Here is a 12,247-nt window from a genome sequence, read left to right on the forward strand (position 1 = left end):
CCGCTTCCTGTCCGTTCCCGCTCTTGGAACTCGGGGCCGGGGACAGCAGACTCTCCCCCATGACAGCCACCACCGAAGAGCGCTGGGAGCCCACCCACGGCGATCCCTACCACCCGGTTCCCTACCGCCCGGAGCGTATGGAGGCCGCGGAGTCCCTCAGCCGCTCGGCGGAGCTGCGCGACCGGATGCAGCAGCGGCGCACGGTGCGCCGGTTCTCCTCCGACCCCGTGCCGGAGCAGGTCGTACGGGACGCCATCGCCTGCGCGGCCACGGCGCCCTCCGGTGCCCACCAGCAGCCCTGGACCTTCGTCCTGGTCCGGGATCCGGAGATCCGCAGGCTCATCCGCGAGGAAGCCGAGCGCGAGGAGCGGATCTCGTACGACGGCAGGCTCGGTGAGGAGTGGCTCGCCGCCCTGCGCCCGCTGGGCACGGACGCGGTGAAGACACACCTCACGGACGCCCCGGCGCTGATCGTGGTCTTCCAGCAGCGGTACTGGCTGGGTGAGGACGGTGCCAGACGGAAGCACTACTACGTGGACGAATCCGTGGGCATCGCGGTCGGCATGCTGTTGTCCGCCCTGCACCTGTCGGGACTGGCCGCGCTGATCCACACGCCGAGCCCGATGCGATTCCTCTCCCAGGTGCTGAGACGGCCCGAGAACGAGAAGGCCTTCGCGGTGATCCCGGTCGGCTACCCTGCGGAGGACTGCCAGGTGCCGGACCTGAAGCGGAAGGCGCTGGACCAGGTGATGGTGGAGGCCTGACGGACGCGCGCGGTACCCGTCCCTCCGGAACCACATGGCGGCGTCCTGCAGCAGAACCTCCGTGAGGTCTCCCCTCGAAGAGGCACACCGCATCGGTCGCTGTCGTGCGGGCGTGTGCGGTCACTCGCGTCGTCCGAGTAGGACTCCGGGCAAGGCGACCCGGGAGGCATCCGATCATGCCTCGGTTCCTCCGGTCGACCAGGACCAACGCGTTCAGCAGGGTTGGCGGTCTGCGCCGGTGACGACGGACCGCAGCCCGACGGCTCCGGGTGCGCGCCCTCCGTTCGGCGCGGGACACGCGTCGCGGGAAGGCGTGCGCCGGTTGATGCCCTGTTGCGGACGGGGCCGGGGCGAGGGCTGTGCCGGTGACCGGGTCATGAGCAGCCGAGTTCCGCCGCGATGGCGCCGCGGAGGAGGTGGCGGGCGCGGTCGAGGCTGAGGGTGTCGCTGAGCCAGCGTTTGCTGAGCCCCTCGACAAGGGAGGTGAGCCGGTCGGCGGCGTCGTCCGGTGAGATGTCGGGCGCGGCGCGGCCGGCCTGCTGGGCGCGGTGGATGAGGTCGCTGGTGTAGTCGTTCCAGCTGTCGGTGGCGGTGCGGAGCTGCTCGCGCAGCTCGGGCTGGAAGACGGCGGTGGAGCGCAGTTCGCCCCAGGCGGTGCTGTTCTCGACGACGGCGGGGGTGTCCTGGAGTTCGAGGAGCAGCATCTCTTCCAGGTGGCCGCGGGGGTCGGTGCCGGGATCGGCAGCGGGGTGGGTGTAGTGCTCGGCGCGGGTGTTGATGAAGTCGAGCGTGCGGGCGAGGAGGCCGGCCCGGTCGCGGAAGTGGTAGTAGATCAGTGAGGTCGACACTCCCGCCTCCTCGGCCAGCTCCTCGACTCGCAGGCCTCTGATGCCGCGCTGGGCGATGACCCGGGCGGCGGCTTCCAGGATGGCGGTACGACGGGCGGACACGGCGGCGGCTCCCTCGAAGCATTCGAAGCGGGGACGGAGGCAATGCTACCGTCTCGTTCTGACTGAAATTTCAGTCAGGAACTGTTTCCGTCCCGGATGGGAGCCCCGCCATGAGGAGACCGGACCGCCGAAGTGTGCTGAGGGGCGGGGTGACCGCCGTGCTGGCCGCCGCAGGGCTGACATGCTGCACCCGGGACCAGGAGAGGCAGACGGGCCGCCCGGCGGCCGGGACGAGGGAGACCGCAGTGGCCGGCCGGAAGCAGACCGAGTTGTTCATGCCGGCGGAGACCCGCGAACACGTCCGCACGTTCATGTCCTGGCCGCCGCTGGACTCGGTCTGGGAGGACATGGCCGGGGACGTCCAGCGCGACATCGCGGGCATCGCCCGTGCACTGGCCGAATTCGAGCCCGTGGTCATGCTGGCCGCCCCGGAGGAGACCAAGGCGGCCCGCCGCGCCTGCGGCTCCGGGGTCGACGTGATCGCCGTGCCCACCGACGACCTCTGGATGCGCGACAGCGGCCCGACCTTCGTCCAGGGCCCCGAGGGTCTCCAGGGCGTCGACCTGCACTTCAACGGCTGGGGCGGCAAGCAGGAACACGGACGCGACGCGGAGGTCGCCCGCTCCGTCCTGGAGTACGCGGGCATCCCCCGTATCGATGCGCCTCTGGTGGGAGAGGGCGGCTCACTGGAGGTGGACGGCCGCGGCACCCTCCTGGTCACCGAGAGTTCCCTGGTCAATGCCAACCGCAACCCGGACCTGGGCCGCGACGAGATCGAAACCGCCCTCAAGCACCTGGTCGGCGCCGACCAGGTGATCTGGTTCAAGGGTGTCGAGGGCCAGGACATCACCGACTACCACGTCGACTCGCTCGCCCGCTTCGCCGACGACGGAGTCGTCCTGCTCAGCCGCGCCTGGGAGGCAGACGGACCCGATGTGTGGACCCGCGCCTACGACCAGGCCCGCGGCGTGCTGGAGAACGCGACCGACGCCCGCGGAAGGAAGTTCGAGATCATCGACCTCCCCGAGCCCGACCCCGCCAGGCTCGGCCGCCGCGGTGAGGACTTCCTCGGCTCCTACGCCAACTACTACATCGCCAATGACGCCGTCCTCGTCCCCCGCTTCGGGGACCGCAAAGCCGACCAGCGGGCCGCCGCCGTCATCGGCGACCTCCACCCCGGGCGCGAGATCGTCCAGCTGGAGATCCACACCGTCGCCGAAGGGGGCGGCGGTATCCACTGCGCCACCCAACAGCAGCCGAAAGCCTGAGGAGAGCAGCAGTTTGAGACGGGTCGCCCCACCACGCACGCGTGCGTTCGACCCGTCGGCGTGATCAACGGAGCAAGCGGGGCCGCCGGCGGGCAGCAGCACCCTCCTGGCCTGTCCCCACGCCTCCCGGGAGGGGTTCGCAGAACCCGTCGTCGCCTCCGTCAGGCAGGCACCTGCCCGCGGTGCGCCCCGCCCGGCGACCCTCATACCCACCGTGCCGCAAGCGGACCGGACGGGGTGCGGGGCCTGTGCATGTGCTGCAGTGGTGAGGGGTTCCTCGTCACCGGGCCCGGGACGCGGTCCCCGGGAGCGGGTCGGAGGCCCACCGGGCGAACCGGCGGCAGGACGCTCCGGAGGCGGCGCTGCGGCGGAGCGACGGCCGCCGACTCGGCGCCGGGTGACACACCGCTCCGACGCGGACCCGATCGGCGGCGTCACTGCCCCGGCCACGCGGTCCGCCCGCCCCGACCAGCAGGGATCGGGCCCCCGCTCAGCGCACGCTCACGGTCCTCCGGGCAGTGCCTAGCTCGTCCAGCTGTGGGCCACGTCGACCACGACCCGGTCGTCCAACTGGAACACGCGGAACGGCAGTCGGGCGCGAACACCGAGACCGACCTGCGTCTGGCCTTCGAAGGTGCCGCCGAACCGGGTGTCCCGGAAGGTGCTGTATCCGCTGACGTCCACGCCGGGCAGGGGCTCGCCCGCCTCGCCGGGGTAGGTCGGCTCGCCGGCATCCAGGTCGTAGCTCCACGCGCCGACGCGGATGTCGAGGATCGCCCCGCCTGCGACCGGTATGTGCTCGTTTGAGGGATCGGCGTGGAACTGGTCCACGTACTGGACGTGGTAGCCGATCCGGTCGCCGCCCCCGGGCACGTCGAACACCATGCGGTCGAAGCACTCGTGCTGTCCGGTCCTGATGTCCTCCAGATGGTCGGCCCCCGTGGCCGCGCCGCCCTTGGCGAGGCTGCCCCAGCCCGTCGGGCAGGCCGCCGCCGCGAGTGATCCCCCCGCCGTGGCCGCGCCCGCGGTGCCCGCCGCCGTCCCCAGCGCGCCCCCCGCGAGCACGAGCACCGCCACTGCCGCTCCGATGCGTCGCATCTCGTTCCCTCCGGTCCCGTCTCGTCGCGTCACTTCCGATATCAGGTCAGACGACCTGTGGCGGCGGATAGTTGCACACCGGACAGGGACGAATGAGGAGTCCTGCCGTCCGCTCTCACCGGCTGATCCGCAGGGCGCTCGACGCGGCTCTTGTGCCCGGAAGGGGGGACCGCCTGCCATGCAGCGCGCACCGTCGGTCCCGGGGGGCGGAACCAGCCGGCGAGTCGACGAGGACGGATGTTCGCCACCGCCCCGACGGCGCCGTGGATGTCCGGGCCGACCGCGCCCTCAGGACCTCGGCCCGTGCGCGGCATGAGGGAGGCACCGGACACCGGGCGGGGCGCCGGGCCCGGTGGTCGCGGTCGTGACGACGGTGGTGAGACTTGATCTGCATGCGGGCGGACGGCCACGGGGGAGGTGGCGCACGCGGCGGGCCTCGCCCTCGGGGTCAGCCGCTGCGCGGCCTCGGAGGCAGGAGGAGGGGTGGCGGGCTGCCCGGCTCCGCGTCGAGGACTCCCGCCACCAGGGCAGCCGTCGTACGGTGCCAGGCTCGGGCACCGGCCAGCATGGCGTGGCCGCCGCCTGGCATGGGCAGTGCGTGGGCCAGGGCCCCCGCCTGTGTGGCCCGGCGGACGAACGCCCAGGTGGAGCGGGCCTCGATGACCCGGTCGGCCTCGTCGTGGAGCAGGAACAGCGGCTTGCCCACCAGGTGCGCCACCGGTTCGTCCGGCGGGCACCAGGGCGCGAGCGCCACCACGCCGCGCACCCGCGGGTCGCCGGCCACGCGGAGCGCCGCCCGCCCGCCCATGGAGTGCCCCACCAGCACCACGGGTACCGGACCGGCGAGCCCTTCCAGTTCGGCGAGGGCGCGTGCGGCGTCCTTGGCCGCGTCGGCGCGCGTGCCGTTCCACCCCCGGTGGCGGTAGCGCACGGCGCCGATCGCGACGCCGCTTCCCCTGGTCGCGCGCCTGATCGCGGCCGCGAACGGCAGCATCCGCAGCGCGGGCAGGTTGGCGCGGGGCGGCGGCGTCAGCGCGTTCGCCCGGCCTCCGTGCAGAAGCAGCACCACGGCCCGTGGGGCGGCGCCGTCCGGGCGGAGGGTGAGGGACGTGAGGTGCGGGGTCGGTGTGACGGTCATCGTGGTGGGTCCCAGGGGGTGCGCGGACGGGGCGGGCGTGGCAGGAAGCCGCTCGTACGGGCCCGGTACGCCGCGTATCCGGGCCGTTCCGCCATGTGCCGTTCGAGGAGCCGCTTCCCGCTGCCCCAGACGAGCAGGTACGACATGACGAGCGGGGAGACGAGGGAGACGGCCGCGCCCTGCCAGGTCGCGCAGGCGGTCAGGAACAGGCCCCACCAGACCAGGAAGTCACCGAAGTAGTTGGGGTGGCGGGTCCAGGACCACAGGCCCCGGTCCATGACGCGCCCGCGGTTCGCCGGGTCGGCCTTGAAGCGTGCCAGCTGCCCGTCCCCCACCGCCTCGAAGGCCACCCCCGCCGCCCACAGCGCGAGCCCCGCCCACAGGAACGGACCTGCCGGGACCGGCGCGTACTGCGCCACCTGCACCGGCAGCGACACCAGCCACACCAGTGCCCCCTGCGTCAGGTACACGACGCGCAGGGCGTACAGGGCGCGGTTGCCGGACGCCTTGTCCAGCATGCGCGCGTATCGAGGGTCCTCGCCGTGGCCACGGCCCCGCAGGGCGATGTGCACGGCGAGCCGCAGCCCCCAGCCGGCCGTGGCGAGGGTGACCAGGAGCCGCGTCGCCGGATCGCCGTGCCCGGCCGACAGGCCGAAGGTCACGAGGGCCACGGCCGTGAAGGCCAGGCCCCATGACACGTCCACGACCCGGTGGACGTTCTTCGTGACGCCCACGACGAAGGTCGCCAGCATCACGGCCAGCGCGGTGGCCGCCGTCGCCGCGGCGTTCACGCCCAGCTCGGGCCAGGGGAGCCCGGCCGCGAGCTGCGGTGCGGAACCGGCCGCGCTCGTGAGGTCCAGGGCGCTCATCGGGTGCCCCCCGGGTGGGCGGGGTGCGGCCGTACCGCTCTCCGGACGTGGAGCGGCCGCCGGAGCCCGCTCGGTGTGTCCGGCAGGTCGCCTCGGGCGTCACGCGTCGGGGCGGCACGGGCCGGGGCCGGTCGGCCGGGCCGCCGCGGCAGTCCGAGCAGGGCGCGCGGGTGCCGCCCGGGCGCGGTGTGCGGGGCCCGCGGCGGGCCGCACTCGCCGCCGTCCCGGGCCCGCTGCCTCAGGGGCGGCGGTACATGGCGGGTGAGCGGGGCGACCCGTCGTCGGGCGCTGCCGGTCCAGGTCATCGGGTCGCGGTTCCCTTCCGCTCGGTGGAGCCCCGGGTGCTGCCCGGGGCGGGCCGGGGGACGAGGAGGAGCTGCCTGACGTCCAGGTAGCGGGACTGGAAGCCGGCCTCGGAATAGGCCAGGTACAGCTCCCACATACGGCGGAACACCGTGTCGAAGCCGAGTGCGGCGACGTGGTCGGCGCGGGCGAGGAAGCGTTCGCGCCACAGCCGCAGGGTCTCCGCGTAGTGCTCGCCGTATCCGGTGTCCGAGACGACGCGGAGGCCGGCGGCGGCCGACTCGTCCGCGACGGCCTTGCGCGACGGGATGAGGCCGCCGGGGAAGACGTACGCGTTGATCCAGGTGTGTGTGCGGCGGGTGTTCAGCATCCGGTCGTGCGGCATGGTGATGGCCTGGAGCGCGATCCGGCCGCCGGGGGCGCACAGCCGGCGCAGCGCGCTGAAGTAGTCGGGCCAGTACTCGGCACCGACCGCCTCGATCATCTCGACGCTCATCACGGCGTCGTACGCGCCGTCGACGTCCCGGTAGTCGCACAGCCGCACGTGCACGCGGTCTTCGAACCGGGCTTCCGCGACGCGCTGTTCGGCCAGTCGGCGCTGCTCGTCCGAGAGGGTGACCGTGACGACCCGGGCACCCCGGGCGGCGGCGCGCAGCGCCAGTTCGCCCCAGCCGGTGCCGATCTCCAGCAGGCGGGTGCCCGGCCCGACGGCGGCCAGGTCCAGCAGCCGGTCGATCTTGCGGCGCTGGGCGGCGGCGAAGTCCTCCTCGCGCGCGGGCAGCCGGTCGAAGACGGCGGAGGAGTACGACAGCGTCGGGTCCAGGAACGCTGCGAACAGGTCGTTGGACAGGTCGTAGTGCCTGCGGACGTTCCGCCGCACCCCGTCAGGGGTGTTGCGCTGGGCGGCCGGTCTGCGCGACAGCCAGAGCCCGCGCAGGCGCCGCAGGGGCGACGGGACCAGGTCGTCGACGTGCGACGCCAGCACGGTGAGGGTGCCGACCAGGTCGTCGCTGTGCCACTCCCCGGCCATGTAGGACTCGCCGAAGCCGAGGAGGCCGCTGCGTCCGACCCGCCGGAAGAACACGTCGGGGTCCCGGATGTGCAGCAGCGGCCCGCTGGGCCCGCCCAGGCCTCCGCCGGTCGGTGGCCCGTCGCCCAGGCGTACCCGCAGCGGCAGGGTGCGCAGGGTGCGTTCCAGGAGCAGGCCGGCCGCGGCGCCGCGCCATCGGGACACGCGGTCGGCGGGAGGCCTGGCGACGTCCGGCCAGCGGGCGGGATCGACGTCGGACCGGGGGGCGGGCCGGTGGGCCTGCACGGGGTCCGGCGGGGCCGTCGGGCCGGTGAGCGGCCGGGTGGGGGCGATCCGGTCGCAGGTCCGGCCGTGTTCGTCACTGTCAGTCGTGTACGGGCCTTGGCCGTGGGCACGGCGGTCCGTGTCGCCTGTGTTCGGGAGGTTCATCGCAGCCCTTCCTGGGGACGGTGCGAAGGACGGGGCCGTACGGGGAGGCCGCGCAGCCGGAGCCGGATTCCGTGCCACCGGATGGCGGCCGACACCGCGGCCGTCGACCACGGATGGCGGATGGCGGCGCGGAGCAGGCCGCTGGGGGTCGCGGGCCGCCGACGGCCGCGGACGGCCGCGGTGAACGGCCTTCCGCCGTCCTCCGGCCGGTGCAGCCGTACGGTCAGCGCGAGCCGGTCACCGGGCGGCGGCAGGTACATGTCGTAGGAGCCGTCGACCGGGTGGAACGGAGAGACGTAGAACTCCTTGGGGACGTGCGCACGGCCGTCGTCGTCCGGCCGGAGAAGGTAGCAGTGGCGCTGCCCGTAGGTGTTGTGAACCTCGGCGACGACGCAGACCAGGGCGTCCGCGGGGTCGTGGCACCAGTACACGGTGAGCGGGTTGAACACGTACCCGAGCACGCGCGCGTGGGCCAGCATCACGACACGTCCGCCGTGGAGGTCGACACCGTGCGCGGCGAGGTAACGGTCCAGGCCCTCCCGCAGCGACGGAGCCGTACCGCCGAAGTGGTCGCGCGGGTCGAACCGGGCGAGGGCGCGCAGGTGCCGGGGCAGGTGCGGCATCCGGTCCAGGTCGACGTACCACAGGTAGGTGCGGTGGCGCAGCCCGTACCGCACGGGTGCACGCCGCGTGTGGACGATGACGCACTCGTACAGGGCAGGCGCCCGGTCGCCGTGGGCGGAACGGCCGCCCGTGCGCGCTCTGCCGCCGCCGGACACCGCGTTCCTCACCACGTCACCCCCAGTGCGGCGGCGGCCCGGGCCCCGGACCGGCAGCCGTCCTCGTGGAAGCCCCAGCCGTGGTACGCGCCCGCGAAGGCGGTCCGGTCCGTGTTCAGGGCGGGCAGGCGGCGCTGCGCGGCGAGGGACGTGGGTGTGTACACCGGGTGCTCGTAGGTCATCCGGGCCAGGACGTGGTCCGGGGAGACGTCCCCGCCGTCGTTGAGGGTGACCACGAAGTCGGCGCCTGCCGGGAGCCGTTGCAGGCGGTTCATGTCGTAGCTGATGCGGACCGCGTCCGGGGACGCCTCGCACGTCGGCAGGTGGTGGTTCCAGGAGGCCCGCGCCCCGGCGGAGCGGGGCAGCATCGAGGTGTCGGTGTGCAGCACGGCCGGGTTGCGGGAGTACCGGAACGCGCCCAGCACGTCGCGCTCCTCCGGCGTGGGGTCGGACAGCATCCGCAGCGCCTGGTCCGGGTGGACGGCGACGACCACAGAGGCGAATTCCTCCGTGTCGCCGTCCGCGGTCACCAGCCGCACCCTGTCCGAGAAGCGCCGCACGCCGCGCACCGGTGTGCCGAGGCGGACGTCCGCGAGGCGTTCGGCGGCCCGGTCCACATACGTGGCGGAACCCCCTGCGACCGTCCTCCACCGTGGCGAACCGCTCACCGACAGCAGGCCGTGATGGTCGAGGAACCGGAACAGGTACCGCGCCGGGTACGACATGGCCGTCTCCCCCGGGCACGACCACACGGCCGAGACGAGCGGTCCGACGAAATGGGCCACGAAGTACGCGGAGAATCCTCCGTCGGCCAGGAAACGGCCCAGCGTGTACGTATCGGGCCGACTGCCGGAACGCAGGACGCGCCGCGCGGCGCGGTGGAAGAGCGGCACCTCGGCCAGCATCCGCAGGTAGGGCGTGCGCAGGGTGCCGGGCCCGGAGAAGAGGCCCGCCGGTCCGCGGGCTCCGGCGTACTCCAGGCCGCAGCCGTCGCACCGCACCGACATGCTCATCTCGGAGTCCTGGCCGGACACGCCGAGTTCCCGGAAGAGCCGCAGCAGGTGGGGGTAGGTGCGCCCGTTGTGCACGATGAAGCCGGAGTCCACGCGCAGGGTGCCGCCGTCCGGTGCCTTCACGTCGTGCGTGTGTGCGTGGCCCCCGAGCCGGGTGTCGGCCTCGTACAGCACCACGTCGTGGGTCCGGCTCAGCACGTACGCGGCGGTCAGGCCGGCCACCCCGGACCCGACGACCGCCGTCCGCAGCCGTTTCACGTCGCTCCGCCTCCCTTCGCCGCCCGTGCGAGCGGCCCTCATCAGTGGTTCGGAGTCGGCGGCCCTCCGGATGGGTGACGGCACGGACGGCCTGACGAGCAGCAGACCCGTGCCCGGAACCGCCGGTCGTCCCGGCGGCGCTCCGGCCGCCGGGTGTGCGGACCGCCGCCCGGTCCGGGGGGTGGTACGACTGTGTCGCGCCCGGGATCTTCCGGGGCGGCCGCCGGGTGCGGTGCGGGAGGCACCCGGCTTCGGGGCCAGGACGCCGGTCGAGGGCCCGGCCGAAGGGGGTGCGGCGCACGAGGACGCCGTCCACCCATCCGTCCGCCCGAGGGCTCCGAACACCTGGTGAGAGGAGAACCGCTGGTCCCGCTGGTCCGCTGGTTCCGCAGGTTCGACTTGTTCTGCTTGTTCCATTGTTTCGCATGCTTCGTGGAAGGGTGACGTATGGGCGTCCATGGCACCCCCGCTCCTGCCGTGGGCGGGCACCGCGCCGGGGGTACGGGATGAAGGAGATCGCCCGCATCGGAGACGACGAGGGGGTGCCCGGGAGCGGGCCGGGCCTCGCCGCCGTGATGGCCCGGGTGGCCGACGGGGACCAGGAGGCCTTCGGAACCCTGTACGACGCCGTGGCCGGGCCGGTGTACGGCCTGGTCCTGAAGGTGCTGCGGGATCCGGCGCAGTCCGAGGAGGTGGCGCAGGAGGTGCTGCTGGAGGTGTGGCGCTCGGCGGCCCGCTACCGGCCCGACCGGGGTGGCGTCACGGCCTGGGTCATGACGATCGCGCACCGTCGTGCCGTCGACCGGGTCCGCGCGGAACAGGCGGCCACCGACCGCGAGCAGCGCACCGCGCACGCCGCCGGCACGCCTCCGTACGACCAGGTCAGCGAGGAGGTGACGGTCCGGCTGGAGAGCGAGCAGGTGCGCCGCTGCCTGCGGTCCCTGACCGAACTGCAGCGGCAGGCGGTGACCCTCGCCTACTACCGCGGCTTCACCTACCGAGAGGTCGCCGCGTCCCTCTCGGCGCCGCTGGGCACCGTCAAGACGCGGCTGCGGGACGGGCTGATCCGGCTCCGGGACTGCATGGGAGTGACCGCATGACCGAGGAACACCTGCATGCGCCCACCGGTGCCTACGCGCTGGACGCGCTCCCGGACGACGAGCGCGAGGCGTTCGAGCGGCATCTGCGCGACTGCCGGGCCTGCGCCCAGGAGGTGCGGGAGCTGACCGCCACGGCGGCCCGGCTGGGGCTGGCCGTCGCCGCGGTGCCGCCGCCCGCCATGAAGGAGAGCGTGATCGACCGGATCCGGACGGTGCGGCAGCTGCCGCCGGAGGTTCCGCCGTCCGGTCCGGACCGGACGGCGGGACGGGGCAGGCCGCTGTCCCGGCTGGTCCTGGCCGCGTGCCTGGCGGCTGCCGCCGCTCTCGGCGGAGTGGCCGTCTGGCAGCACCAGGAGGCGCTGCAGGCGGAGCAGCGTGCCGAGCGGACGCGCCAGCAGGTCGAGGAGATGGCCCGCGTTCTGGCGGCGCCCGACGCCCGCACGGCGACCGGGACGGTGGGCGCCGGCACTCACGCCACTGTGGTGGTGTCCCGTGCCGAGGACCGCGCCGTGTTCGTGGCGTCGGGCCTGCCCGAGCTCCCGGGCGGGCGCACGTACCAGCTGTGGTTCGCGGACGGCGACTCGATGCGTCCGGCCGGCCTGCTGCGTGACGACGGCGCCGTCGTCATGGACGGCGAGGTGGGCGCCGCCACAGGCATGGGCATCACCGTCGAACCGGTCGGCGGCTCACCTCAGCCGACCACGGACCCGCTGGCGGTCATGGACCTGCCGTCCTGACGGAACCTCACCGGACTCACTCTTCCGGGTGATCGGGCAAGCCGTCTGCCGCGGGGCTCCGAATGCGGGATGTGAGCAACGTTTCGAGGAGTTCCGGCCGTTCAGGCCCCTCCCCCGCCCTCCGGCCCGCGCGGGTCGTGGCGGGTGTGGTGGCCGGACTGGTTTCCGCCTACGGAGGCCTCGCGGTGGGCGAACTGGCCGCGGCGTGGGTGCGGCCGGAGTCCGGGCCCGTCACCGCGGTGGGCTCCGCGGCGATCGACCGGACGCCGCAGGCGGTGAAGAGCTGGGCCGTCCGTGCGTTCGGCGAGGACGACAAGCTGGTCCTGCAGGTCGGCATCGTCGCCACGCTGGCACTGTGCGCGGCGCTCGCCGGGCTGCTGGCGCTGCGTCACCGGTGGATCGCGGCGGCGGCCGCCGGCGGTTTCGGGCTGGTGGGCGCGGCGGCGACGGGGGGTGCTGTTCATGGTTATCGACTCCTGTTGACGGTTGTGCCTGTGGATGGGGTTGTGCG

11 protein-coding genes and 1 pseudogene are annotated in these 12,247 nt (G+C 73.7%); 5 read left to right on the plus strand and 7 right to left on the minus strand.

Annotated elements, in window-relative coordinates; translation table 11 throughout:
• The first annotated feature begins 59 nt into the window (after positions 1-59).
• Positions 60-764 (plus strand): nitroreductase family protein, encoded by a 705-nt coding sequence (locus I3F58_RS21705; protein ID WP_240110339.1) that lies wholly within the window; start codon positions 60-62, stop codon positions 762-764.
• Between the two features lie 374 nt (positions 765-1,138).
• On the opposite strand, the gene I3F58_RS21710 is transcribed toward I3F58_RS21705, so the two are convergent.
• Entirely contained in the window at positions 1,139-1,714 is a 576-nt protein-coding gene (locus I3F58_RS21710) for a TetR/AcrR family transcriptional regulator (protein ID WP_240110340.1), read from the minus strand.
• A gap of 110 nt (positions 1,715-1,824) precedes the next feature.
• Between I3F58_RS21710 and I3F58_RS21715 the strand changes: the two genes are divergently transcribed.
• A complete protein-coding gene (locus I3F58_RS21715) occupies positions 1,825-2,982 on the plus strand; it encodes an agmatine deiminase family protein (protein ID WP_240110341.1) in 1,158 nt (385 codons plus the stop codon).
• 522 nt (positions 2,983-3,504) lie between these two features.
• Here I3F58_RS21715 and I3F58_RS21720 read toward each other — a convergent pair.
• The 6 genes from I3F58_RS21720 to I3F58_RS21745 form a co-directional block, all read right to left on the minus strand.
• Entirely contained in the window at positions 3,505-4,080 is a 576-nt protein-coding gene (locus I3F58_RS21720) for a hypothetical protein (protein WP_240110342.1), read from the minus strand.
• A gap of 448 nt (positions 4,081-4,528) precedes the next feature.
• Positions 4,529-5,218, minus strand: a complete 690-nt coding sequence (locus I3F58_RS21725; RefSeq protein WP_240110343.1) for an alpha/beta hydrolase — start codon at positions 5,216-5,218, stop codon at positions 4,529-4,531.
• Positions 5,215-6,087 carry a DUF1295 domain-containing protein gene (locus I3F58_RS21730; protein WP_240110344.1) on the minus strand — a complete coding sequence of 291 codons (873 nt, stop codon included), beginning with the start codon at positions 6,085-6,087 and terminating at the stop codon, positions 5,215-5,217. Before I3F58_RS21730 ends, I3F58_RS21725 begins: the two co-directional genes overlap by 4 nt.
• 301 nt (positions 6,088-6,388) lie before the next feature.
• Positions 6,389-7,849, minus strand: coding sequence for a cyclopropane-fatty-acyl-phospholipid synthase family protein (locus I3F58_RS21735; protein WP_240110345.1), 1,461 nt, complete (start codon positions 7,847-7,849; stop codon positions 6,389-6,391).
• Positions 7,846-8,628 (minus strand): DUF1365 domain-containing protein, encoded by a 783-nt coding sequence (locus I3F58_RS21740; RefSeq protein ID WP_240110349.1) that lies wholly within the window; start codon positions 8,626-8,628, stop codon positions 7,846-7,848. The genes I3F58_RS21735 and I3F58_RS21740 overlap by 4 nt, the downstream gene beginning before the upstream one ends.
• A gap of 8 nt (positions 8,629-8,636) precedes the next feature.
• Entirely contained in the window at positions 8,637-9,941 is a 1,305-nt protein-coding gene (locus I3F58_RS21745) for an NAD(P)/FAD-dependent oxidoreductase (RefSeq protein WP_240110346.1), read from the minus strand.
• 464 nt (positions 9,942-10,405) lie between these two features.
• Between I3F58_RS21745 and I3F58_RS21750 the strand changes: the two genes are divergently transcribed.
• The 3 genes and pseudogenes from I3F58_RS21750 to I3F58_RS21760 form a co-directional block, all read left to right on the plus strand.
• Positions 10,406-10,999: a sigma-70 family RNA polymerase sigma factor gene (locus tag I3F58_RS21750; RefSeq protein WP_240110347.1), complete on the plus strand. Its 594-nt coding sequence runs from the start codon at positions 10,406-10,408 to the stop codon at positions 10,997-10,999.
• A complete protein-coding gene (locus I3F58_RS21755; RefSeq protein ID WP_240110348.1) occupies positions 10,996-11,736 on the plus strand; it encodes an anti-sigma factor domain-containing protein in 741 nt (246 codons plus the stop codon). The genes I3F58_RS21750 and I3F58_RS21755 overlap by 4 nt, the downstream gene beginning before the upstream one ends.
• A gap of 185 nt (positions 11,737-11,921) precedes the next feature.
• Positions 11,922-12,247: pseudogene (locus I3F58_RS21760) on the plus strand (hypothetical protein); the annotation flags it as partial.

The sequence above is a fragment of the Streptomyces sp. MUM 203J genome (assembly GCF_022414595.1).
Lineage (GTDB): Bacteria > Actinomycetota > Actinomycetes > Streptomycetales > Streptomycetaceae > Streptomyces.

Excerpts from the sequence above, each read along its gene's own strand:
- I3F58_RS21725 (WP_240110343.1), bottom strand. The coding sequence starts at position 5,218 with ATGACCGTCACACCGACCCCGCACCTCACGTCCCTCACCCTCCGCCCG.
- I3F58_RS21745 (WP_240110346.1), bottom strand. The coding sequence starts at position 9,941 with ATGAGGGCCGCTCGCACGGGCGGCGAAGGGAGGCGGAGCGACGTGAAA.
- I3F58_RS21730 (WP_240110344.1), bottom strand. The coding sequence starts at position 6,087 with ATGAGCGCCCTGGACCTCACGAGCGCGGCCGGTTCCGCACCGCAGCTC.
- I3F58_RS21705 (WP_240110339.1), top strand. The coding sequence starts at position 60 with ATGACAGCCACCACCGAAGAGCGCTGGGAGCCCACCCACGGCGATCCC.
- I3F58_RS21715 (WP_240110341.1), top strand. The coding sequence starts at position 1,825 with ATGAGGAGACCGGACCGCCGAAGTGTGCTGAGGGGCGGGGTGACCGCC.
- I3F58_RS21735 (WP_240110345.1), bottom strand. The coding sequence starts at position 7,849 with ATGAACCTCCCGAACACAGGCGACACGGACCGCCGTGCCCACGGCCAA.
- I3F58_RS21750 (WP_240110347.1), top strand. The coding sequence starts at position 10,406 with ATGAAGGAGATCGCCCGCATCGGAGACGACGAGGGGGTGCCCGGGAGC.
- I3F58_RS21720 (WP_240110342.1), bottom strand. The coding sequence starts at position 4,080 with ATGCGACGCATCGGAGCGGCAGTGGCGGTGCTCGTGCTCGCGGGGGGC.
- I3F58_RS21755 (WP_240110348.1), top strand. The coding sequence starts at position 10,996 with ATGACCGAGGAACACCTGCATGCGCCCACCGGTGCCTACGCGCTGGAC.